The sequence below is a fragment of the Halolamina pelagica genome, assembly GCF_900115675.1.
In the GTDB taxonomy this organism is placed as follows: Archaea; Halobacteriota; Halobacteria; order Halobacteriales; family Haloferacaceae; genus Halolamina; species Halolamina pelagica.
Genome location: NZ_FOXI01000003.1, coordinates 27,791 through 50,300, shown reverse-complemented (window position 1 = coordinate 50,300; position 22,510 = coordinate 27,791). Strand labels below are relative to the sequence as shown.

24 protein-coding genes are annotated in these 22,510 nt (G+C 69.4%); 11 read left to right on the top strand and 13 right to left on the bottom strand.

Translation table 11 applies throughout. The features are described from left to right. Positions 1–229 precede the first annotated feature (229 nt). Entirely contained in the window at positions 230–1,369 is a 1,140-nt protein-coding gene (locus BMZ83_RS04915; RefSeq protein WP_074876277.1) for a hypothetical protein, read from the top strand. Here the strand turns inward: BMZ83_RS04915 and BMZ83_RS04910 are convergent. The 3 genes from BMZ83_RS04910 to BMZ83_RS04900 all read right to left on the bottom strand — a co-directional run bounded on the left by BMZ83_RS04910 (position 1,360) and on the right by BMZ83_RS04900 (position 3,927). After that, a complete protein-coding gene (locus tag BMZ83_RS04910; protein WP_074876275.1) occupies positions 1,360–1,566 on the bottom strand; it encodes a DUF7472 family protein in 207 nt (68 codons plus the stop codon). The two genes, BMZ83_RS04915 and BMZ83_RS04910, sit on opposite strands and share 10 nt — an antisense overlap. Positions 1,567–1,610: 44 nt before the next feature. Next, positions 1,611–2,159: a Holliday junction resolvase Hjc gene (gene hjc / locus BMZ83_RS04905; protein WP_074876273.1), complete on the bottom strand. Its 549-nt coding sequence runs from the start codon at positions 2,157–2,159 to the stop codon at positions 1,611–1,613. Between the two features lie 484 nt (positions 2,160–2,643). After that, the gene (locus BMZ83_RS04900; RefSeq protein WP_074876271.1) at positions 2,644–3,927 is read right to left on the bottom strand and encodes an adenosylhomocysteinase; all 1,284 of its coding nucleotides are present in this window, start codon (positions 3,925–3,927) and stop codon (positions 2,644–2,646) included. Between the two features lie 208 nt (positions 3,928–4,135). On the opposite strand from BMZ83_RS04900, the gene BMZ83_RS04895 reads away from it, so the two are divergent. Beyond that, entirely contained in the window at positions 4,136–5,374 is a 1,239-nt protein-coding gene (locus tag BMZ83_RS04895; protein ID WP_074876269.1) for an inorganic phosphate transporter, read from the top strand. 1 nt (position 5,375) lies between these two features. On the opposite strand, the gene BMZ83_RS04890 is transcribed toward BMZ83_RS04895, so the two are convergent. The 3 genes from BMZ83_RS04890 to BMZ83_RS04880 form a co-directional block, all read right to left on the bottom strand. Beyond that, a complete protein-coding gene (locus BMZ83_RS04890; RefSeq protein WP_074876267.1) occupies positions 5,376–6,677 on the bottom strand; it encodes an amidohydrolase in 1,302 nt (433 codons plus the stop codon). 73 nt (positions 6,678–6,750) lie between these two features. Continuing rightward, on the bottom strand, positions 6,751–7,158 hold the full coding sequence (locus BMZ83_RS04885) for a DUF7473 family protein (RefSeq protein WP_321167519.1): 408 nt from the start codon (positions 7,156–7,158) through the stop codon (positions 6,751–6,753). A 6-nt stretch (positions 7,159–7,164) separates the two neighbouring features. Beyond that, on the bottom strand, positions 7,165–7,725 hold the full coding sequence (locus tag BMZ83_RS04880; RefSeq protein ID WP_074876265.1) for a TATA-box-binding protein: 561 nt from the start codon (positions 7,723–7,725) through the stop codon (positions 7,165–7,167). Positions 7,726–7,850: 125 nt separating this feature from the next. Here BMZ83_RS04880 and BMZ83_RS04875 point away from each other — a divergent pair, with 125 nt between their 5' ends. Then, positions 7,851–8,909, top strand: coding sequence for a methyltransferase domain-containing protein (locus tag BMZ83_RS04875; protein ID WP_074876263.1), 1,059 nt, complete (start codon positions 7,851–7,853; stop codon positions 8,907–8,909). 17 nt (positions 8,910–8,926) lie between these two features. Here the strand turns inward: BMZ83_RS04875 and BMZ83_RS04870 are convergent, their stop codons facing one another. The 3 genes from BMZ83_RS04870 to BMZ83_RS16215 form a co-directional block, all read right to left on the bottom strand. Next, the gene (locus tag BMZ83_RS04870; RefSeq protein WP_074876261.1) at positions 8,927–9,529 is read right to left on the bottom strand and encodes a protein sorting system archaetidylserine decarboxylase; all 603 of its coding nucleotides are present in this window, start codon (positions 9,527–9,529) and stop codon (positions 8,927–8,929) included. Further along, a complete protein-coding gene (locus BMZ83_RS04865; protein ID WP_074876259.1) occupies positions 9,530–10,552 on the bottom strand; it encodes an AAA family ATPase in 1,023 nt (340 codons plus the stop codon). A 79-nt stretch (positions 10,553–10,631) separates the two neighbouring features. Continuing rightward, positions 10,632–12,185, bottom strand: a complete 1,554-nt coding sequence (locus tag BMZ83_RS16215; RefSeq protein WP_074876257.1) for a DUF4382 domain-containing protein — start codon at positions 12,183–12,185, stop codon at positions 10,632–10,634. Positions 12,186–12,333: 148 nt separating this feature from the next. Between BMZ83_RS16215 and rnz the strand changes: the two genes are divergently transcribed. Next, positions 12,334–13,266, top strand: coding sequence for a ribonuclease Z (rnz, locus tag BMZ83_RS04855; RefSeq protein ID WP_074876255.1), 933 nt, complete (start codon positions 12,334–12,336; stop codon positions 13,264–13,266). A gap of 50 nt (positions 13,267–13,316) precedes the next feature. Then, positions 13,317–15,302 (top strand): DUF460 domain-containing protein, encoded by a 1,986-nt coding sequence (locus BMZ83_RS04850; RefSeq protein WP_074876253.1) that lies wholly within the window; start codon positions 13,317–13,319, stop codon positions 15,300–15,302. Positions 15,303–15,306: 4 nt separating this feature from the next. On the opposite strand, the gene BMZ83_RS04845 is transcribed toward BMZ83_RS04850, so the two are convergent. Next, on the bottom strand, positions 15,307–16,203 hold the full coding sequence (locus BMZ83_RS04845) for a mechanosensitive ion channel family protein (protein ID WP_074876251.1): 897 nt from the start codon (positions 16,201–16,203) through the stop codon (positions 15,307–15,309). A 110-nt stretch (positions 16,204–16,313) separates the two neighbouring features. Between BMZ83_RS04845 and BMZ83_RS04840 the strand changes: the two genes are divergently transcribed. Continuing rightward, complete coding sequence (locus tag BMZ83_RS04840; protein ID WP_074876249.1) at positions 16,314–17,312, top strand: tyrosine--tRNA ligase; 999 nt, start codon at positions 16,314–16,316, stop codon at positions 17,310–17,312. Between the two features lie 15 nt (positions 17,313–17,327). Here BMZ83_RS04840 and BMZ83_RS04835 read toward each other — a convergent pair whose 3' ends face one another. Next, positions 17,328–17,507, bottom strand: a complete 180-nt coding sequence (locus BMZ83_RS04835) for a DUF7470 family protein (RefSeq protein WP_074876247.1) — start codon at positions 17,505–17,507, stop codon at positions 17,328–17,330. Positions 17,508–17,649: 142 nt separating this feature from the next. Here BMZ83_RS04835 and eif1A point away from each other — a divergent pair, with 142 nt between their 5' ends. The 5 genes from eif1A to BMZ83_RS04810 all read left to right on the top strand — a co-directional run bounded on the left by eif1A (position 17,650) and on the right by BMZ83_RS04810 (position 20,953). Further along, positions 17,650–17,943 carry a translation initiation factor eIF-1A gene (eif1A, locus tag BMZ83_RS04830; protein WP_074876245.1) on the top strand — a complete coding sequence of 98 codons (294 nt, stop codon included), beginning with the start codon at positions 17,650–17,652 and terminating at the stop codon, positions 17,941–17,943. Between the two features lie 251 nt (positions 17,944–18,194). Next, entirely contained in the window at positions 18,195–19,064 is an 870-nt protein-coding gene (gene rio1 / locus BMZ83_RS04825; protein ID WP_074876243.1) for a serine/threonine-protein kinase Rio1, read from the top strand. A gap of 49 nt (positions 19,065–19,113) precedes the next feature. Beyond that, on the top strand, positions 19,114–19,656 hold the full coding sequence (locus tag BMZ83_RS04820) for a KH domain-containing protein (RefSeq protein ID WP_074876241.1): 543 nt from the start codon (positions 19,114–19,116) through the stop codon (positions 19,654–19,656). A 196-nt stretch (positions 19,657–19,852) separates the two neighbouring features. Then, a complete protein-coding gene (locus tag BMZ83_RS04815) occupies positions 19,853–20,551 on the top strand; it encodes a V-type ATP synthase subunit D (protein ID WP_074876239.1) in 699 nt (232 codons plus the stop codon). A gap of 3 nt (positions 20,552–20,554) precedes the next feature. Then, positions 20,555–20,953, top strand: a complete 399-nt coding sequence (locus BMZ83_RS04810) for a DUF6276 family protein (protein ID WP_074876237.1) — start codon at positions 20,555–20,557, stop codon at positions 20,951–20,953. A 46-nt stretch (positions 20,954–20,999) separates the two neighbouring features. Here BMZ83_RS04810 and BMZ83_RS16755 read toward each other — a convergent pair whose 3' ends face one another. After that, on the bottom strand, positions 21,000–21,173 hold the full coding sequence (locus tag BMZ83_RS16755) for a hypothetical protein (protein ID WP_166623205.1): 174 nt from the start codon (positions 21,171–21,173) through the stop codon (positions 21,000–21,002). 38 nt (positions 21,174–21,211) lie between these two features. Beyond that, complete coding sequence (gene prf1 / locus BMZ83_RS04805) at positions 21,212–22,462, bottom strand: peptide chain release factor aRF-1 (RefSeq protein ID WP_074876235.1); 1,251 nt, start codon at positions 22,460–22,462, stop codon at positions 21,212–21,214. Positions 22,463–22,510: the final 48 nt, after the last annotated feature.

The window sequence follows — 22,510 nt, the reverse complement described above, 5'->3', positions numbered from 1 at the left end:
CCCGCTGACGGCCGTTTTGTCGAAGGACACCGAACACGCACCGCGAGCGAGGGCGGAGTTCCCGCGAACGAAGTGAGCGGGAGCACGGGAGAGCGAAGCTCTCCCGGAGCCCGAGCGAGCGGCCCTTTTTGCTCGAGCTTTTTCGAGGAGCGGTGCGCCCCCGGCGCACCCGACGAAGAAAAGGTCGAGGTCCGAAGTGCTTATTCGGACCGCTCCGAAACGGCGAGTCATGCAGCCGCTTCACGCCCGCTACCCCTTCTTCGACGCCGCCCGGGAGGCCGTCGGGGAGCTGGGCGCCTCGGTGCCCGAACTGGCCGCCTCGGGCGACCCGGCCGTCGAGCGCGGCCGCGAGCGCGTCGAGCGCGCGCTGACCGAGGGCACCACTGCGCCCGCCGAGCCGGGACGGTGGAGCGACGAGGCCGAACTGCTCTCCTACCCCGTCGCGCGGGTGCTCGTCTCACTGCTCTCCGAGGAGAAGGCCGTCGAGAAGTACGCGACCGCCGAGGCGGCGACGGCCGCCGCGCGGTTCGCCGAGGACGTGACCGGCGACGACGACGGCCTCCGCAGCACCACCGACGCCTCGGTGTCGCTCCCGCGGATCCTGGACGAGTTCGACCTCGCGGATTCGGTCCGGGAGGAACGGCTCGCCGGCGCGGACCGCAACCGCAGTTCGGGTGCGACCGACCGCGACTGGTACCGCGTCGGCGTCGAGCAGTACCTGCTGCTCACGGGTGACTGGGGCGAGGGGTGGCGCCTCGTCAACCGCGAACTCGCCGACGGCGAGGTCCGAATCCGGCGCGGCGAACTCTACGGCGCCGACGGCGAGGGCCTGCTCGTCGAAGCGGTCCGCCGGCGCGTCGCGGAGGGGCTCCCGTTCGACCTCGGCGACGACCGCCGGACGGCGCTGGAGGAGGCGCTCGACGACCCGCTGTCGGCGCTCCGGGACCTACTGGGCGAGCGCGTGGCGGTGGGGGGCATCGACGCCGTGCTCCCCTCGCTGTTCCCGGAGTGCATCGACGAACTCCTGACCCGCGCCGAGAGCGAGGAGTTGGACGACACGGAGTCGTTCGCGCTGCTCTCCTTCCTCGCCGCCATCGGGCTCGACGCCGACGGCGCGGCGGCGTTCTGTGCCGAGACGACGCTCGGGGAGCGGCAGGTCCGCTACGCGGTCGAACGGTTGGGGGAGAACCGCGGCGCGCAGTACCCGCCGCCGTCGTGTGAGACGCTGTCGGCGTACGGGATCTGTACGAACCAGAACGGCCACCGCGAGCGCGCGGACCACCCACTGGTGCTCTATCGGGAGCGACTGCGGGAGACGGAGCCGGCGGAACGCGTCGACTGGCGCGAGCGGGAACCGGCTCAGTCCTGACTGGCGAAGTAGAGGCCGAGCGCCCCCATGAGGAGGATGAAGCCGACCAGCGCACCGAGCAGGCCGAGCCCGCCGGTCGAACTGAGACCCCCGTCGGCGCTGAAACTGGTGCCGACGACGATGAACGAGACGATGAACAGCACGACGGCGACGATCGAGAGCACGATCTTCCGCGCCATGCCCTCCTCGATATCCATACCCCGGAGTCGCCCGGCAGCACCCTAAAGCACTTCGATGCGGCTCAGGCGAGCGCGTCGGCGGCCTCGTCGACGCTGAGCGTGCCGTCGGCGACGGCCTGGAGGAGCTTCCGGACCCCATCGCCGTCGTCCGGGTCGCCGTCGGTGTCGCTGGTGGCGGTGCCGCGCTCGGTCGCCTCCTCGAGGGTGACCTTCTCGGTGTCGCCGACGAGTTCGGCCATGTCGGTGCCGTCGGCGAGCGCGGTCTCCTTCTTCACGCGGTAGTTGCCGCCGTCGGTCGTGTAGCAGTCGCCCGGGTGGAAGAAGTACCAGTCCTCGCGGTCGAAGCGGACGCCGATGCGGGGTTTGGCGCCGAAGTTCTGGGCGAAGTAGACCAGCGCTTGGACCTCCTCGCCGGTGAGGTAGATCGGGTCGCCCGCGGAAGATTTCGCCTCGATGGCGTAGAACGCGTCGCCGTTGCCCGCGAGCACGTCCGGGAGTTCGCGCTGGGTCGCGCTCCCGCTGGCGGGCGCGCGCATGACGGCGAAGCCGGCCTCGTCGAGGCGGTTGACGAGTTCGCGCTCGCGCCGGTCGCCTTTCCTGTTCGTGGGCATGGGTTGTGGTGGGATGTGCGGGGGCAAAAGGGGGTCGGTGATGGGTAGGAGACGGAGGAGTGTTCAGCTGTGGGTTTGGCTGCTGGGACGGGTACTGCGACGGCAACAGCATTTCGTTCGTAGGACTCTGGGACCGCAAGGCGCCGGACACAAAGTCCGGCGCTGCTTCCAGTCCCCGCCCCTCCCCCACGCGGGCGCCGACAGCCGGCGCCCGCGAGGCGTCCACCGCGACCGCTGCCGGCGGCGGCGCGAAGCGGTCGCCGCGCTGTCGGCGACCCGAGCGCGAGGGACGACCGAACGTAGTGAGGGAGTCGGTTTGGGAGGATGTGGCCGCGGTGCAGGGTTGTGCGGTCCCAAGAGTCCATGCTCACTGCGCGGTGCCGTTCGCGGTCGCTGTGGTGTTTGAGAAGTCAACCCGTCCAGAAGCAGCTAGCGTCGACGCCAAAACCCCACCCCTCCAGGAAACCGACCCCCAGTCAGCCGATCACGTCCCGTGCTGCCAGGAGTCCATGTACTCGCGCTGCTCGTCGCTGAGACTGTCGAACTCGACGTCCTCGGCAGCCAGTTTCACCTCGGCCACCTCCTTGTCCAGTTCGTCGGGCACCTCGTGGACGCCCGCGTCGTAGGCGTCGCCGTTCTCGACCAGTTCACGGACACAGACCGCCTGAATCCCGAAGGACTGGTCCATCACTTCGACGGGGTGGCCCAGTCCGACCGGCGCGGCGAGGTTGACGAGTCGGCCCTCGGCGAGCACGTTGAGGCGGCGGCCGTCGGCCATCTCGAAGGACTCGACGCCGTCGCGGGCCTCGTAGCGGTCGACCGCGAGGTCGTCGAGGTCGTCGAGGTTGATCTCCACGTCGAAGTGGCCCGCGTTGGCCAGCAGCACCCCGTCCTGCATCGCCTCGAAGTGCTCGCGGGTGATGACGTCCTTGTTCCCGGTGGTCGTGATGAACACGTCGCCCTCCTCGGCGGCCTCGGCCATCGGGAGCACGTCGTAGCCCTCCATGTGGGCTTCCAGCGCCTTGCGGGGTTCGACCTCACAGACGACCACGTTGGCGTCCTGCCCGGCCGCTTTGGAGGCGACGCCCTTGCCGCAGTAGCCGTAGCCGGCGACGACGACGGTCTTGCCGGCCCACGAGAGGTTCGTGGTCATCGCGATCGCCGAGAGCGCCGACTCGCCCGTGCCGTGGACGTTGTCGAACAGGCGCTTCATCGGCGTGTCGTTGACCGCGAACATCGGGTACTTCAGCTCGCCGTCGTCGTCCATCGCGCGCAGGCGGTGGACGCCGGTGGTCGTCTCCTCGGCGCCGCCGACGATGGAGTCGATCAGTTCGGGGTGCTCCTGGTGGATGCGGAACACCATGTCCGCGCCGTCGTCGACCGTGATCGTCGGCTCGTGGTCGATGACGGACTCGATCGCGGCGTAGTAGCCATCGTCGTCGACCCCCCGGACGGCGTAGGAGGTGACGTTGTCGACGGCGTCCAGCGCGACGCTCACGTCGTCGTGGGTCGAGAGCGGGTTACAGCCGGTGACCGCGACCTCGGCGCCGCCGAGCGCGAGCGTCTCGACGAGGATCGCGGTCTTGGCCTCGACGTGCATCGCCATCCCGATCGTCTCGCCTTCGAACGGTTTCTCGGCGGCGAACTCCTCGCGGAGCGACCGGCAGATCGGCATGTGCTGGAGCGCCCAGTCCATCTTCCGGCGACCCTCCTCGCGGAGCGCCTCGGGATCGTCGACGTGCGCGGTAACGCGCTCGTAGGAACTCATGGCTGTGGGTTCAGGGAGTGGGAGCAAAACGGTGTCGAAGGTCCGGCACGGTGACCGTGCCGCCGAACGTACCGCACGGTTCGGAACGGCCCGCGCGGTGACGGTCAACCGCGCGGTACCGAGACAGCGTGGTTCACGCCGTCCATCGCGCGCAGCCGAATGAACGACCACGCCTGGCGTTTTTGCCCTTGGCAACGAATAGCCGCCCATGGTCACAGTTCTCGCCGTTCTCGGCATCCTCGTCGCGGTGTTCGTCGGCTACAACATCGGCGGCTCCTCGACCGGCGTCGCGTTCGGGCCGGCGGTCGGCGGGCGACTCCTCCGGAAGGTCACCGCCGGGGCGCTGTTCACCGTTTTCGCGCTTGTCGGCGCCTGGACCGTCGGCCGGAACGTCATCGACACGATGAGCAGTAGCATCGTCCCGGCGTCGCAGTTCTCACCGGAGGCGAGCGTCGGGGTGCTGTTCTTCACCGGGCTCTCGCTGCTGATTTCGAACCTCTACGGCGTCCCGGCGTCCACGTCGATGACCGCCGTCAGCGCCATCGTCGGCCTGGGGCTGGCGACCGGGAGCCTGAACGCCTCGCTGATGTTCGTCATCGTCTCGGCGTGGATCGTCGCCCCGCTGATCGGCTTCGCCAGCGGCGCCGTCATCGGCCGCTACGTCTACCCGTACCTCGACGCCCGCTTCGCTTTCACCCGACTGGAGCTCCACCTGCTCCAATTCGACCGCTCGGGCCGGGTTCCGGTGCCGCGCGTGAACCGGAACGCCACCCCGCGGGATCTGGTGGGCTCGGCGCTGGTCGTCCTCATCGCCTGCTACATGGCGTTCTCGGCGGGCGCCTCCAACGCCGCCAACGCCGTCGCGCCGCTGGTGGGCGCCAACGGCCCGCTGACCGTCGACCAGGGGGTACTGATCGCGGTGGCCGCTTTCGCGCTCGGGTCGTTCACCATCGCGCGGCGCACGCTCGACACCGTCGGCGACGACATCACCGAGCTGCCGATCCTCGCGGCGCTCATCGTCTCCGCCGTCGGTGGTACCATCATCACGGTGCTGTCGTATCTGGGGATCCCCGCGAGCCTCGCGGTCAGCACCACCTGCTGCATCATCGGTCTCGGCTGGGGCCGGGCGAGTCGCGCGGCGACGCTCGCGGAGTTGGCGAAACCCTCCCCCGGGCCGAAGATGGGGACGGAGCTCTCGACCGGTGCGCTCGCACCGCAAGAGACGGACGAACCCAAGAGCCCGACAGTCGGCGAACTCGCCGAGGGAACGGTCGAACCCGTCGAACCCGAGCGCCCGCCGGAAGTGCCGGGCATCGGCGAGACAGAAGCACAGAGCAAGGAGAGCCTGTTCGACGCCGCCGCCGCGGGCCGCATCGCGGTGCTGTGGGTGCTCACGCCGACCATCGCTGTCGTCTGCTCCTACGCGCTGTTCTCGCTGATACTGTGACCTACTCCGCTCGCGCGACCAGGTCCTCGGCCTGCTCCTGAGCGCGCTCCCGGATCGCCGCCGCGTCGAGCGTCCGAATTTCCCGTTCCTCCATCAGCACCTGTCCGTCACAGACCGTGTGCCGCACGTCCTGCCCGCTCGCCGCGTAGGCGAGGTGGCTCACCAGGTCGTGTGCCGGCGTCAGGTGGGCGGCGTCGAGGTCGACGACCGCCAGATCCGCGTTCGCGCCCGCCTCGATCCGGCCGGAGTCGAAACCCAACGCCGCCGCCGAGCCCTCGGTCGCCATCCGGACCGCCGCACCGGCGGGAACCGCCGCGGCGTCGTCGGCGCCGAGTTTCCCGAGCATCGCGGCGTCGCGGATCTCGTCGAACATGTCCAGATCGTTGTTCGAGGCGGCGCCGTCGGTGCCGAGGCCGACCGTGATACCGGCGTCGAGCATGTCGGCGACCGGGGCGATCCCCGACGCGAGTTTGGCGTTCGAGGCCGGGCAGTGGACCGCCGTGGCGTCCGAGTCCGCGAGACGCTCGACCTCCGCGTCGTCGACGTGGACGCAGTGGGCGAGGAAGTCGCCGTCCTCGAGCAGCCCGACGTCCTCGGCGTAGTCGAGCGGTCGCACCCCGCGCTCGTCGACGATGGGGTCGACCTCGTCTTCGGTCTCGTTGGCGTGGATGTGCACCGGCACCTCGGCCTCGCGAGCGCGCTCGACAGCCTCGCGGAGCAGTTCCTCGTTCACCGTGGTCAGCGAGTGGGGCATCACCGCGGTCGCGATGCGACCGCCGGCGAGCCCGTCGTACTGGTCGGCGAAGTTGACGCTCGTCTTCATGTCCTCGCGGGCGTCGTCCTCGTCCTTCCCGACCGAGACGAAGCCGTGGCCCAGCAGCGCGCGCAGCCCCGAGGCCTCGACGACGCCGGCGACGTGGGGCTCCTCGAAGTACATGTCCGCGAACCCGGTGGTCCCGGTGCGGATCATCTCCACCGCGGCGAGTTCCGTGCCGACCCGGACGTCCTCGGCGGTGAGTTCGGCCTCGACCGGCCAGATGTCCTCCTGCAGCCAGGCGTCGAGCGCCTTGTCGTCGGCGTATCCCCGGAGCAGCGTCATCGCGGCGTGGCCGTGGGCGTTGATCAGCCCCGGGACGACGAGCCCGCCCGCGGCGTCGAGGGTCTCCTCGGCCGTGGCGTCGATCCGGCCCGGCGGGGCGACGCGCTCGATGGTCCCGGTCGACTGGTCGATCAGCACGTCCGACTCGGTGACGGAGTGGTCGGGACGGAGTACGCGGCCGTTCGTGACGTGGAGCGTGGTCATGCCGGAACGGTCGGCAGCGAGGAGGCGTTAACCCGTCGTTCCTCTCCCGAGAAATGCCGCGCGTTCCCGACGTCTACACCGGCGCCGACCCGAGCAACGCGACCAGGCTGAACAGGATCGCGCCGAGGATGACGCTCACCACGAAGTGGATCACCACGACGCCGAGCAGCAGCCGGCGGTCGAGGTCGTGGAGCTGCCGGAAGGCGACGGCGTCGACGACCAGCGCGGCCGCGAGCGCCAGGTACGGCGGGAACTCGAACGTCGCCGCGAGGAAGGCGATGGCCGCGATCGGCGGCCCCACGAGCGCGTGCCGGCGGAGCGACACGTCGCCCAGCAGGTTCCGGGCGGCGACGAACGCGGTCAGCGAGAGGAAGGCGGCGAACAGCACGTACGTCGCGAGGATCGGCACCGTCGTCGACTGCAGCGGGACCTGCAACACGGCGAACCGGGTGCCGGCCGCCAAGGAGAACGGGACGGACACGGCCGCTCAGCCGAGCAGGCCGAGTTCGTCCAGCCGTTCGGTGATCACGTCGACGGCGGCGGCGGCGTCGGCCGGCTCCTTCCCGCCGGTGATGACGAGCTTGCCCGAGCCGAACAGCAGCGCGACCACGTCGGGCTCCTCCAGCCGGTAGACGAGCCCGGGGAACTGCTCGGGTTCGTACTCGATGCTCTCGAGCCCCAGCCCGATCGCGATCGCGTTGAGGTTGAGGCTCTCGCCGAGGTCGGCGCTGGTGACGATGTTCTGGACCGTGATCTCCGGGTCCTCCTCGATGGGGATGCTGAGATCCCGCAGCTTGTCGAAGACGATGTGGAGACTCTCGTGAACGTCGTCGGTCGACTTCGCGCCGGTGCAGACGATCTTCCCCGACCGGAAGATCAGCGCGGCGGATTTGGGCTCCTGCGTGCGGTAGACGAGCCCGGGGAACTGTTCGGGGTCGTAGTCGGCCCCTTCCAGGTCCATGGCGACGCTCTGGAGGTCGAGCTCCTGGCCGATGCCCGTCGAGGCAACGACGTTCTCGATGGTGATCGTCTCCTTGGGATCGGTCATCGCTTTAAGGGTCGGCGGTGAGGTTTAAATAGGTTGGTGGGACCGACGAACCGGAAGCGCCGGCGGTGAGTGGGAGACGGGAGCGGAACGGCAGCCTCTTTCCGACCCCGGACGCACACCCGGGCGTGTACTGTCTCGAACTCGCCGGCGAGGACGACGCCTTCGCGGCCCGGGAGGCCGAAGCCGCGGCCGCCGGCGTCGACCTGCTCGCGCCCGGGCTGGCCCGCGCGGGCCACATCGACCGGGATCGGCTCCGCGGGCTGGCCTACACCCACGCGGCTGACGAACTGCTCGCCCGGACCGAGGCGAGCGTCGACGCCGCCGCGATCGCGCTGGAGGCCGCCGGTATCGACCGCGAGGGGACGGTCGCGGTCCGGGCCCGCGACGTGCGGGGGCTGACGGGCGTGAGCACGCGCGAGGCCGAGCGCCGGCTCGGCGGCGTGCTGGTCGACCGCGGGTTCGAGGTGGATCTCGACGATCCGGACCACGAGCTCCGAGTGCTGTTCTCCGCTGACGGCGGGCTGGGAGACCCGGACAGCGACGCCGCGGCCGCCGAGCAGGGCCAGATCCCCGCGAGCGAGGGCGTCTGCGTGCTGGGCTGGCTCGACTGCGAGTCAGCGCGCGACTTCGGCGAGCGCCAGCCGACCGACCGCCCGTTCTTCCAGCCCGGGAGCATGGCACCGATGGACGCCCGCGCGCTGGCCAACATCGCCGGCGCGGCGCCCGGCCGGCGGATCCTGGACCCCATGTGCGGGACGGGCGGCACGCTGATCGAGGCCGGCCTGGTCGGCGCCGACCTCGTGGGCACCGACGCGCAGTGGAAGATGGTCCGCGGGACGGAGGAGAACCTCGACGCGCTGGTGCCCGCTGACCGCGATTCCGCCGTCGCCCGGGCCGACGCGACCGCGCTCCCGCTTCGGGACGGCGTCGTCGACGGCGTCGTCTTCGACGCGCCCTACGGCCGCCAGTCGAAGATCGCGACCCACCGGCTCGAGGATCTGGTCGAGGGGGCGCTGTCGGAAGCGGCGCGAGTCAGCGACGATGACGCGACCTGCGTGTTGATGGCCGACCGCGACTGGCGCGAGGCAGTGGCGGCGACGGCGTGGCGTGTGACGGACCGCTTCGAACGCCGCGTCCACCGCTCGCTGACGCGGCACGTCCACCTCCTGGAGAAGTCGCGCTGACGGCCGCCTCGCGCCGGCTACTCGTCGGGATCGACGGCGACGACGGTCTCGCCGGCCGTCACGTCCTCGCCCTCGTTCACGCGCAGATCCGCGTGTTCGACGCGCTCGGGCAGGAGCACGTCCGCGCGACTGCCGAAGCTGATGTGGCCGAGCTTGTCCCCGCGATCCAGGTCGTCGCCGCCCTCGACGTAGGGATGGATCCGCCGGGCGAACCAGCCAGCGATCAGCGACACCTCGTACTCGCCGCAGTCGACGTCGACGCGCTCGTTCCGGTCCGAGTCCTTCGAGAACGCCGGCTTGTTCGCGCCGGGCCGGTGGGTGACCGACTCGACGGTCCCCGCCGCCGGCGCGCGGTTGACGTGCACGTCGGTGACGTTCATGAACACGCCGACGCGGATGCGGCCCTCCTCCTCGCGGACGACCGAGACGCTGCCGTCCGCGGGCGCGACGAACCCGGATTCGGGAGGTTCGCGCTGGGGGTCGCGGTGGAACAGGACGGCCGCCAGCCCCAGCGCGACCAGTCCGAGCCCGATCGGGCCCGACACCGGCGTCAGCACGACCCCCGCGAGCAGCGGCGGGAGCCCGTAGCGCAGCGCGCCGGGCGTGAGCCCCCGGACCATTCAGGCCTCCCCCCGGAGCCGGTCGTGGCCCGCGGCCCACGAACTCAGCAGATGGGTCAGGTGGATCGTGTCGTCGCTGGCCTCGGTGAGGTCGAGATCGGCCTCGCCCGCGAGCCGGTGGAGGCGCGCGAGCTTCTCGCCCGAGTAGTCGCTGCGGGCCACACGCAGCAGCTCCTGGAGGAGCTCCTCGCCGTCGTACCCCTCGTCGAGCAGGTCGTCGACGGTCGAGCGCGCCGTCGAGAAGTCGCCCTCGGAGGCGGCCGTCAGCGCCGCCGAGAGCTCGTCGTCGTGGCCCACCTCGTCGAGCACCTCGTAGGCCGCCTGCATCGTCACCTCGTCGTGCTGGGCGGCGGCCGTCTGGGCGCCGAGGACGGCCTTCCGCAGGTCGCCGTCGGCGTAGCCCGCGACGAACTCCAGCCCGTCGGCGTCGTAGTCGACGCCCTCGGCGTCGAGGATCCCCGCGAGCACGCCCTCGATTTCGTCGTGAGAGGGGGCCCGCACGGGGACGGGGAAACAGCGCGACCGGATCGGCGCGATCAGCTTCGAGGGCTGGCGGGTCGCGATCACGAACTGGGTCGTGCGGTGGTGCTGCTCCATCACGCGGCGGAGCGCCTGCTGGAAGTCCTCGCGGATCGTCTCGGCGTTGTCCAACAGGATCGTCTTGAACGTCCCCGAGACCGGCGCGTAGCTCGCGGACTCCTTGAGCACGCGGTTGATCATGTCGCGTTTGGCCATCCGGCTCCGGCCCTCGAGGAACTGCGCGAACCGGGGGTCCTCGCGGATCTCCTTCTTGGTGCGGTCGAAGAAGTCCGCGACGTTGATCTCCACGAGGTCGTTGTCGTCGTCCTCGTGGGCCTCGCGAGCCAGCGCCCGCACGGCGGCGGTCTTGCCCGCCCCGGGCGGCCCCTGGACGACGAGGTTCATCGGCTCGTCGACGGCCCGACGCAGTCGCTCCCGGGTCGCTTCCTGCGGGAGGTCCGCGATCGCGGGCGCGTAGCGCTCGGTCCAGAGCGGTTCGTCCATTACGCGCAGATAGCGCCGCGGGCGGTAAGAAGGGCTCGGTCGGGCGTTCTCCCGGCCAGAAACGCGATCCGGAGTCGCGCTAGCGCGCCGCGAACGTCGGGCCGGCGAGCGCCGCGGTGTCGGTTTCGGTCTCAGTCTCCGTCGCTGTCGCGGTCTCCGTCTCTGTGGCTGTCTCCGTCTCCGCCTCGGTGGACGTGTCGTCCTCGACCGGGAACGTCGCCTCGCCCTCGGCGCCGTCGTGTTCCGCTTCGAGTTCGATCTCCTCGGCGTCGGCCGGGACGGCCACGACGAGCGTCCCGTTCTCGTCGGTCTCGCCGACGGTCTCGCCGTCGAGACTGAGTTCGGCGCCCGAGACGGCGCTGCCGTTCCGGGTCACCGAGACGGTGACGTTCTCGCCGGCGGTCGCGTTCCCGTCGAGCTCGATCGAGAGGTTCGCCGGCGCCGCGGTCTCGGCCTCGTCGCTCTCGTTCGCCGCGTCGTCGTCCGGTTCGATCTCGACCTGGTCGCCCGTGCCGGACTCGCCGGCCACGGGCTTGACGTTGTAGCTGCCGGAGTTGCCCCGCTTCACGACGGTGATGTCGAACACGTAGTCGAGGTCCTCGCCGTCGCCGACGGTGAACTCGCTGTTCAACTGGAGCTTGCTGCTGGGCAGCTTCACGTCGGGATGCTCGCCGTTCGTGAGCGTTCCGTTCACCTCGTCGACGTAGACGAACGTCTTGTCGTACGTGCCGTTGGAGACGTTCAGCACGCCGAGGCTGGTGGCGTTGGCGCCCTGCAGTTCGGTCAGGTCGACGGTGCGGTTGTCGACCGCGTGCTCGATCCACGCGCTCTCGTTCTCGCCGGCGTCGGCGCGGTGGACGCCGACGCGGTCGATCGTGACGTTGAGGTGGTCGAACTCGTCGATGGCGTTCCGCTCGTCGCTGACGTAGAACTCCAGACTGGCGCCGTCGGTCGGCGTCGCGGTCTCGGTGCCGGCCGGCGTCGCGGTTTCAGTGCTCGTCGGCGTCGCGGTCGCATCGTCGCCGTCCGCGCCGTCGCCGCCCTCCTCGGCGCCGCGCTTGGCGCCGGGCTTCTCGCGGATCTCCTGGTCCGTGCCGGACTCGCTGGCGACCGGCTGGATGTTGTAGCTGCCGGAGTTGCCCCGCTTCACGACCGTGATGTCGAAGACGAAGTCGACCTCCTCACCGTCGCCGACGGTGAAGTTCTCGTTGATGTGGAGCTTGCTGCTCGGCAGTTTCACGTCGGTCGTCTCGCCGTTCGTGAGCGTGCCGTCGACCTCGCTCACGTGGATGAACGTCTTGTCGTAGCTCCCGTTGGGCGCCGAGATCGCGCCGAGTTGGCTCGCGTTCGCCCCCTGGAGCTCCGTCAGGTCGACGGTGACGTCGTCGATCTCCTGTTCGACCCACGCGGACTCGTTCGCGGACGCGTTCCCGCCGTCGACGCGGTGGGCCGCGATCGACGTGATCGTGACGTTCAGGTGCTCGAAGTCGTCGATCGCGCTCGGCTGGTCGCTGACGTACATGTTCACCGTCCCCTCACCGCTGCCGCCGTCGCCCGGCGACACGGATCCCGCACAGCCGGCGATCGCGACCATCGCGACCACGAGCGCCGTGACGATCGTCTGTCGTCGCATACCTACCCCTTCTCCCAGACACCGATAAGCTCCGGGGCCACACGTCGAAAAATAAACCCTTGCGCGTCGAGAGGGTCGCGCTGAACCCGCGACGCCGGCGGATCCGGGAGTCGACAGCGGTAAGCCTCCGCCGGAGCCACTCTCCGGTATGACTCTCCGGACGACGTTTCTCGGCACCGGCGGCGCCGTGCCGACGACGCGACGCGCCCCGAGCGCGGTGATGGTGAACCGCGAGGGCGAGCGGTTCCTCTTCGACTGCGGCGAGGGCACCCAGCGACAGATGATGCGGTTCAACACGGGGTTCGACGTGGGCCACGTCTTCCTCAGTCACCTCCACGGCGACCACATCCTCGGCCTCCCCGGCCTGCTCCAGACGTGGGACTTCCAGGACCGAACCGACTCGCTCGCGATCCACGGTCCCCCCGGCTCCCGGCGCCAGCTCCGGGACCTGATCGGCGCCGGCGGCCACGACACGGCGTTCCCGGTCCGGATCCACGAGGTCACGCCGGGCTCCGTCGCGCTCGAGGGCGAGGCGTTCGAGATCCGCGCGTTCGAGACCGAGCACCGCACCACCTCACAAGGGTACGCGCTGATCGAGGACGACCGCAAGGGGCGCTTCAAGCGCGAGAAAGCCGAGGAGGAACTCGGGGTCCCGCCCGGCCCCGCCTACGGCAAACTCCACGCGGGCGAGTCGGTCGAACTGGACGACGGGCGCGTGATCGAGCCCGAGCAGGTCGTCGGCGATCCCCGGCCCGGCCGCTCGCTGGTGTACACCGGCGACACCCGCCCCGTCGACGCGACCGTCGAGGTCGCCGACGAGCCGGACCTGCTGATCCACGACGCGACGTTCGACGACGAGATGGCCGGGCGGGCGCGCTCGACCGGCCACGCCACGGCCCGGGAGGCCGGGAAGATCGCCCAGCGAGCCGGCGCCGAACGGCTGGCGCTGACCCACATCTCCTCGCGCTACCCCGGCGACGCCCGCGGCCACCAGCGCGAGGCGGCGGGCGTGTTCGACGGCGAGTGCTTCGTCGCCGAGGACGGGAAGACCGTCGAGATCCCGTTCCCGGACGACGAATAACCGGTCGCCACCGGCGTCGGATATTTAGCCGGCAAGCGCCAACCCCGGCTGTGAACGCCCCGAGCCCAACCGACGGGCCGGTCTTCGGCGTCGACATCCAGAGCGGCGACGCCCGCGGCGACTCGCCCACTTACGCCCTCGTGATCCTGCGCCCCGACGAGGAGCGGCTGGACCGCGACGCCGTCTCGCGCCGGAAGCTCCGCCGGCTGATCGAGGGGGAGGAGCCCACCCGGCTGGCCGTCGACAACATGTACGAACTCGCGGCCGACAAGAACGCGCTCGTCGGCTTCCTCCGGGGCCTCCCGGCCGGCACCGACCTCGTCCAGGTGACCGGCGCGAACCGGCCCGAACCCCTCTCCCGGGTCGCCTCCCGCTACGGCGTGCCCTACGGCAAGAAACCGATGCAGGAGGCCGAGGCGGCGGCGCGGCTGGCCCACCGGAACGTCGGCCAGCGCGTCACCGCCTTCAGCGACACGACAACCGTGAAGGTCGCCCGCGGGCGCTCGACCGGCAAGGGAGGGTGGAGCCAGGACCGCTACACCCGCCGGATCCACGGCAACGTCCGGAAGGCGGCTCGGGAGGTGGAGTCGGAGCTCGACGACGCGAACCTCGACTACGAGAAGGACGCCACCGAGAAGTACGGCGGGCTCTCGAACGCGATCTTCACCGTCGAGGCGCGCCCGGAGGACATCCCGATCTCCGCGACCCGGAACGGCGACGTGCGCATCGAGATCGAGCGCGAGCGCCGGGACGGCATCGAGTTCGAACCGCTCGTGAAGCGGCGGGACCACGTGATCGTCGGCATCGACCCCGGGACGACCACCGCGGCCGCCGTCGTCGGCATCGACGGCACGGTCCACGACCTCTACTCCTCGCGGACGGGCGACACCGCGGAACTCACCGAGTGGCTGATCGAGCGCGGGCGACCGATGCTGGTCGCCGCCGACGTGACGCCGATGCCCGAGACCGTCGAGAAGTTCCGGCGGAGCTTCGACGCCGCGGGCTGGATCCCCGAGAGCGACCTCCCGGTCGACGAGAAGCTCCACCGCACCCGGGACCACGCCTACGAGAACGACCACGAGCGCGACGCGCTCGCGGCGGCGCTGTACGCCGTCGACGACCACGCGGACCAGTTCGAGCGCATCGCGGCGAAGGTCCCCCCGCAGTTCGACCGCGAGGAGGTGATCGCCCGCGTCGTCTCCGGCGAGGAGTCCGTCGAGGCGGTGCTGCGTGACCTGCGCGACGACGACGGCGGGGAGGCGGACGACGAGGAACACGAGGAGCGCGAGCTCACCGACGAGGAGCAGCGCATCCGCGACCTCGAGGCGCAGGTCGAGCGCCTCAAGAGCCACACCGAGGAGCTGGAAGCCGAACTGGAGGAGAAGGAGAACGAGATCCGGGAGTACGAGCGCGAACTCAGCGACGCCCGCAAGCGGGAGCGCCGCGAGGCCCGCGAGCGCCGGGAGGTCAACCGCCTGGAGCGCCGTGCGGAACGCCTCGAACGCGAGCGCGACGAGGCGATCGCGGAGAACGAACAGCTCCACGACAAGCTCGCCCGGCTCAAGACGCTCTGGAAGATCGACCACTCGGACTTCAGCGACGTGGCGGGCGACCGCGACCTGGTCGCCGTGAAGGTGCTGCCGCAGTTCACCCGCGACGCGATCGAGCGCGCCGACGAGGAGTTCGGCCTCGCGTCCGGCGACGTGGTCTACCTCCGGGACGCGAGCGGCGCCGGCACGTCGACGGCGGAACGGCTGGCCGAGACCGAGCCGCGGCTGGTGCTCAAGAACGGGAACCTCTCGGAGGAGGCCGACGCGGTGCTGTTCGACCACGGGATCCCGGTCGCGCCCGCCGACCCCGTGACGATCCAGGAGATCGACGAACTGGCGGTGGCCCGCGAGAGCGAGGTCGAGGGGGCGATCTCGGACTGGGAGGACCGGGCGGAGGAGCGCCGGCGCGAGCAGACAGAGAGCATGATGGACCGCGTGATCTCGGAACACCGCGCCGACGAGCGGTTGGAGGATCGCGGGACGTAGACTCTCAGGCGCCGTCCGGCTTCGGCGTCGACGGATCGCCGTCCCGGTCAGTCACGGTGATCTCGCCCGAGAGCAACTGCGCTGACGGCGGCGCCAGCGTGATCCCCGCCTCGTCGAAGCGCCGTTTCACCCGCCGGCGGAAGTCCGAGCGGACGGTCACGATGTCGGCGTCCATCGGGTCGCCGATCCAGAACTCCGCCTGGATCGTGATGGCGTTCTCCCCGAGGTCGAGGACGCGCGTGTTCGGCGGCGGGTCGTCGAGTACGGCGTCGCCGTGCTCGGCCGTCTGTCGGAGCTCCAGCAGCGCCCGCTCGGTGTCCTCGTAGTAGGCGACGTAGACCTTCTCAGTGACCCGGTAACGCGTCCGGCCGTAGGGCCGAGTGAGCGCGTTGCTCGTGAGTTCGGTGTTGGGAACCGAGACGGTCTCGTTGTCGCGCGTCCGAACGCGAGTGACGCGGAAGTCGACCGCCTCGACGGTTCCCTCCCCGCCGGGCCACTCGATCCAGTCGCCGACGTTGAAGTCGGGGTCGGCGACCAGGAACATCCCGCTGATGAGCGAGCCGAACACCTGCTGGCCGGAGATGCCGAAGACGAACGTGATCGCGGCGATGACGACCGCCGACTCCGAGAACACGCTCCCGTAGCCGGCGGCGATGACCCCCGTCAGCGTCGCGAACGAGATCACGATAACCCGGAGGTACGTCCGCGTGGCGGTCTCGATGGTGGGGTTGTTGCGGTTGCGTGACCTGACGACGCGACCCACGGCCGGGACGACGGCGAACCGGCCGACGAGATAGATGACCGCGAACCCGACGGTGAACCAGAACAGCTCCGAGAGGACCTGGTCGTACGCCGAAACCACGTCAGGCAGCCAGTTCGGCGGCAGCAGTTGCCCGATCATACCCCGTGTTCGACCGGCAACACGAAAAATCCCGACTGCCGGGCGTCGACGCGGTCGGGACGGTAACACGCATCCAGAAGGCCTAACCTCCCGCTCCGAAATCCCCAACCATGGACGCACACGACCTGATCACCCGCAACGCCGCGGAGGTCGTCACCGAGGCGGAGGTCGAGGAGTTGGCCGAGAACCCCGAGGGCAAGCGCGCCTACGTCGGCTACGAGCCCTCGGGCGTCCTCCACATCGGCCACATGCTGGGCGCGAACAAGCTCATCGACCTGCAGGAGGCGGGGATGGAGGTCGTGATCCTGCTGGCGGACGTCCACGCCTACCTCAACGGAAAGGGGAGCTTCGAGGAGATCCGCGAGACGGCGACGCGGATGCAGGAGCAGTTCGTCGCCTACGGGCTCGACGAGGAGAACACCGAGTTCGTGCTCGGTTCGGAGTTCCAGTTCGACGAGGAGTACGTGCTGGATCTCCACGCGCTCGAACTGGAGACGACGCTCTCCCGTGCGGAGCGGGCGATGAGCGAGATCGGCTCGGGCGACTCGGTGACCGTCTCACAGGCGGTCTACCCGCTGATGCAGGCGCTGGACATCGAGTACCTCGACATCGACCTCGCGATCGGCGGGATGGAGCAGCGGAAGGTCCACATGCTGGCCCGCGACACGCTCCCCAGCATCGACTACGAGTCGCCGACCTGTCTCCACACGCCGCTGATCTCCGAACTCTCGACGGGGATCGGGAAGATGTCCAGCAGTTCCGGCGTCACCATCTCGATGGAGGACTCGCCCGAGGAGATCGCAGAGAAGGTCAACGGCGCGTTCTGTCCGGCCGGCGAGGTCGACCCTGAACCGACCGACGACGGCGAGGAGCGCAACAACCCGGTGCTCGAGATCTTCGAGTACCACGTGTTCCCGCGCTTCGAGGAGGTCGTCGTCGAACGGCCCGAGGAGTACGGCGGCGATCTGGAGTACGACAGCTACGCGGAGCTGGAGGCCGACTTCGCGTCGGGCGAACTCCACCCCGCCGACGCGAAGCCGACGCTGGCGAAGTACCTCGACGAGCTGATCGAGCCGGGGCGGGAGAAGCTGATGGAGCAGCGTCGCTGAGCGTTCCTTTTTCGGCTACACCATTCCGAACTGCCGCATCACGTTCCCGACGAGCGCACGCACCACCAGCGCCAGCCCCGCGAGGACGAACGCGAGGCCGGCGGCGACGATCGGCGCCTGCCACGCGACCAGCGCGATCCCGCCGAGGACGAGCAGCAGCCCGACGACGCCACCGATACCGAGTCGTTCGTACATGCCCCCGACTGCGAGGGGTGCGGTAAAAACGACGGCGGTCCCGGGTTTCACGACGAACCGCGGGTGGGTCCACGGGGACGAGGTTTCTCGCCGGTCCGAAATCCCACAGCGCTTAACCACTCCAGCGTCCAAGGCGGTGCTGATGAGCAACGACGACCTCCCCGAGGGGATCCGGGCCCCCGAGGACGACGAGCTGTTCGCCGAGGTAGTCGAGATGCTCGGCGCGAACCGAGTCCAGGTCCGGTGTGCCGACGGGGAAGAACGCACCGCCCGCATCCCCGGACGGATGCGCAAACGTGACTGGATCCGCGAGGGCGATCTCGTGCTCGTGAGCCCGTGGGACTGGCAGGACGAGAAAGCCGACATCGAACACCGCTACGAGAACCGCGAGGCCGAACAGCTACGGGAGGGCGGGTACGTGACCGGGAACGTCTGACACCGACCGCGGCGGGAGACCGTTGTCGGACGACATCCGACCGTCACCGGGCGAAGCCAGGTTGCCCGAGGGACGGAGTCCCTCGTTGGCAGACGAGAGCTTCGTTCTCGTCGACGTGATCGGCGCGGGCGTTTTCGGCTCACACGATCACGGCATAGGTTTCGTGACCGCCGGTCGGAGCCGGCGGCAGGTCACGCGCCGTGGATCGGCGCGGACCACCCTTTTACGCCGCGACGCCCAAGTCCGAGTGAATGAGCGAGGACTACGGCTTCGTCGACGAGGAGATGGCGGAGCCCGGCGACGAGTTCGAGGAGATCGAGGTCGCCGACACCGAGGCCGACAGCACCGCCCGCAAGCAGGACCGGGAGTTCGACGAGTTCCGGAAGCGGCTGAAGAACGTCGAACGACTCAAAGTCGAACAGGGCGCGTTCGACGACGCGACGCTGGGTGCGCTGTACAAGCTCGTCCAGGACGGGCACGTCGGCGCCTTCGGCGGCCCGCTATCGACGGGCAAGGAGGCGAACGTCTACGAGGCCCGCGGGGAGGCGGGCGACGTCGCGGTCAAGATCTACCGGATCAACGCCTCCGACTTCCGCCAGATGCGGGAGTACCTCGCGGGCGACCCGCGGTTCGAGGGGCTGGAGGACAACAAGAAATCGACCGTCCTGGCCTGGACTCGCAAGGAGTTCGCGAACCTCAAGCGCGCCGAGAAGGCTGGCGTCCGCGTGCCCGAACCCATCGCCGTCCAGCGGAACGTGCTGGTGATGGAGCTGGTCGGCCAGGCCGACGAGCGCCGCGCGCCGCGGCTGGCGGAGGTCGACGTCGAGAACCCCCAGCAGGCCTACGAGGTGGTGCGGGAGTACATGCGCCGGCTCTACGCGGCGGGGCTGGTCCACGGGGACCTCTCGGAGTACAACATGATCGTCCACGAGGGCGAACTCGTGATCATCGACATGGGGCAGGCGGTCACCGTCCACCATCCCAACTCGGAGGAGTTCCTCGAACGCGACTGCAAGAACGTCGCCGCCTTCTTCTCACGGCAGGGGATCGACGTGACCGGCGAGGAGCTGGAGGCGTACGTCACCGAGGCCGAACCCGAGCCGAGCGGCGAGCCCGAGTGAGAGCCGCCGACGAGGAACCCTTACAACTCTGCAGCATCTATATCCCGTCATGCAACACGTAACGGTCCCACAGGACCGCATCGGCGTCCTCATCGGCTCCGGCGGTGAGACGATGCGGGAGATCGAGGAGCGTGCGGGCGTCCGCCTCGATATCGACTCCGAAGACGGGTCGGTGGGCATCGAGACCGTGGGCGACCCCATCGACGCGATGGCCGCACCCGATATCGTGAAGGCCATCGGTCGCGGGTTCAAGCCCGAGACGGCGCTCGAGATGCTGGAGAGCGACCTCCGACGGCTCGACCTCATCGACCTCACCGAACAGACGCGCAACGACAACGACCTGCGTCGCCAGAAGGGCCGCCTCATCGGTGAGGACGGCCGGACCCGTGAGCTGATGGAACAGCTCACCGGCGCGAACGTGGTAATCTACGGCTCGACGCTGGGGATCATCGGCGAGCCCGAGGAGGTCGACGCCGTGCGGCGCGCGGCCGGGATGATCCTCGACGGCGCGCCCCACGGCGCCGTCTACTCGTTCCTCGAGCGCAAGCACAACGAGATGCAGCAGGGTTGGAACGTCCGCGAGCAGACGTAGCCAGTCACGGTGCGTGAGCGAGGGTGACCGCCGTGTCACCCTCACGGAACCGATGCGTGTGTAACCAATCGCCGCGCGTGACCAGCCGTCGTCGCCGATCTCGCGATCAGTTCCCCCGACGAAACCGACCCGCGAGCGGCGACGCCGGCCGGACTAACAACTATTAACCGACTCCGGCCGGAATACTCCCCCAAGAATGGCCAAGGACGTCAAACCGACCCGGAAGAACCTCATGGCGATCGAGGACCGCATCGAACTCTCCGAGCGGGGGCACGACACCCTCGAGCAGAAGCGGGACGGCCTCATCATGGAGTTCATGGACATCCTGGACCAGGCCCAGGACATCCGGAGCGAGGTCGAGGCCGACTACCAGACCGCCCAGCAGAAACTCGACATGGCCCGCGCGATGGAGGGCGACGTCGCGGTGCGGGGCGCCGCCGCCGCGCTGAAGGAGCACCCCGAGATCACCACCCAGTCCAAAAACATCATGGGCGTCGTGGTGCCCCAGATCGAGGCGTCGAAGGTGCGGAAACCGCTCGACGAGCGGGGGTACGGCCTGGTCGGCTCCTCGGCCCGCATCGACGAGACCGCCGACGCCTACGAGGACCTGATCGACTCGATCATCCTCGCGGCCGAGGTCGAGACGGCGATGAAGAAGATGCTCGAGGAGATCGAAACCACCAAGCGCCGCGTGAACGCCCTGGAGTTCAAACTGCTCCCCGAGCTCAAGCAGAACCAGGAGTACATCGAGCAGAAGCTCGAGGAGCAGGAGCGCGAGGAGATCTTCCGGCTCAAGAAGATCAAGGCGAAGAAGGAGGAGGAGGAGGACGAAGAGCAGGAGATCGAGGCCGACGAGCGGGAAGGCGCCACGACCGCCTCCCCGAAAGCCGACTGAACCGTGTCCTGCCCGGCGTGTGGCGAACCGGTCGTCGCGTTCGTCGTCCCGCCGGCGCTCCGTGAGCACGCGCCCGCCGCGGAGAGCGCGATCTGTACGTCCTGTCTACGGACCGTCGCCGCGAGCGACGCCGACGCCGCCGCAGTCGCCCCCGACGACGCCGACTTCTCGCGGATCCACGAGTCGTTCCCGACGGGACGTGGCGGCGCCGCGTTCGCGCTCGTGCTGGGGAAGCTCGACTCGCTGGCGCTGAACCGTCCGGCGATCCAGGAGCTGTGTGACGCGGCCGAGCGGGCGGGCGCCGACGTGCCGCTGGCACTGGAGCGACTCGCCGGCGCGTCGACGCTCGACCCGCCGTACGATGTCGATCGTCGGCGCCAGCAGCTGGCGTCGTTCCGGTAACCCCGACAGTTCGTCGCGAGGGGCGTCGGTGGAGCGCGTCCGCCGGTCAGCGGCCGTCCGACCCGTCGTCGTTCTCCTCGATCCGGATCACGTCGGTCGCCGAGAACGACTCGTCGTCGTGGTAGCGTTTGAGCGCCGCCATCGCGCCGGCGTAGCTGGCGGTCGCGACGAAGACGAACGCGATCGGTGCCCAGAACAGGAGGGTCGTGAGGGTGCTCATGGCCGGCCCGTTGGGCCGGCGACGCCAAAGAGGTGGCCTTAGACGCCCGTCTCGTAGCGCAGGATGCCCGCGATCCCGCCGAAGGCGTTGAGCAGCTGCTCGCCCTTCTCGAAGTCGGTGCTGATGAACTTCGTCTCGGTCCCGCGCTGGTCGGCGATCTGCATCAGGTGGTCGACCACGTCCTCCCGTTCCTGCACCTCGGCGGGCTCGCCGCACTCCGAGCACTCGTGGTCGGACGTGTTGTGCCGGCGCTCGACGGTCTCGTACTCGGTGTGCCCGTTGGGGCACTCGTAGACCACCACGTCCTCGGTCAGGTCCTCCGAGAGCAGCAGGCGGTCGACCGAGCCCATCACGAGGTTCTCCCGGGTGGGGACGAGCCCGTAGGTGGCCTCGTTGCCGGTGTGGAGGTTCTCGAAGAACACCTCCATCTGCTCTTTGTCCTCGACCAGTTCCTGGTCGGCCAGCGCCTCCTGCCCGGCGTCGACGAGGTCGTACAGCCCCGACTCGTCGGTGTAGGCCACGTCGAACTTCCCGAGCACCTTGTCCTGCAGTTCGTGGTGGAGGTAGTCGCCGTCGAGGAACTCGTCTTTCGTCGGCGACGGGCCGCCGACGAGGATGCCGTCGAGCTCGTGGCGCTTGGGCACCATCAGGTCGTCGGCCATCTCCGCGACCTCCTGGTAGAAGTTGTCGATCGCCTCCAGTCGGAGTCGGGCGAACCGCTGGGCGGACTGGCCACCTTTGCGCTGCTTCCCGGGGACGAGCGAGGACGCCGACTTGACCGGCTCGACGCGTTTGCCCTTGAGCCAGCCGACGTTGGCCTCGCGGCGGTCGAGCACGATGAGGCCGAACAGGCCGGAGTCGGCCATCATGTGCTCCAGGGGCTCGATCAAGAAGTCCGAGTCGCAGTGGTAGCGGAACGACTCGACGGGGTCCGGCGGCGACTCGAGCGTCCGGGTGATCATGTCGGTCTGGCCGCCGCCGGCGTCGATGGCGCCGGAGAAGATCACCATCCCGTTCTCCGGCGGGTAGGTGTCGTAGTAGCGCAAGCGGTCCTTGATCGACGTGAGCGCGTCCTGGACGTTGGTCCGGGTCTGCTTGGACTTGATGTTGGCCGCTTCGGAGTGCTCCTGGGTGACGTGGGCGACGACGTCGGAGATCTGGCGGTCCTCGGGGATGTAGATGGTGACGAGCTGTGTTCCTGATCCCTCGTACTCCTCCAGTTCCTCGAGGACCTTCCGGAACTCGTACTTCCGGCGGTCCTCGCTGGCCTCTTCGGCGTCGGTACTCATTACGTCAAGATAGGTGCTATCGCGTGTAAGTACCTGTTGACTGTACGT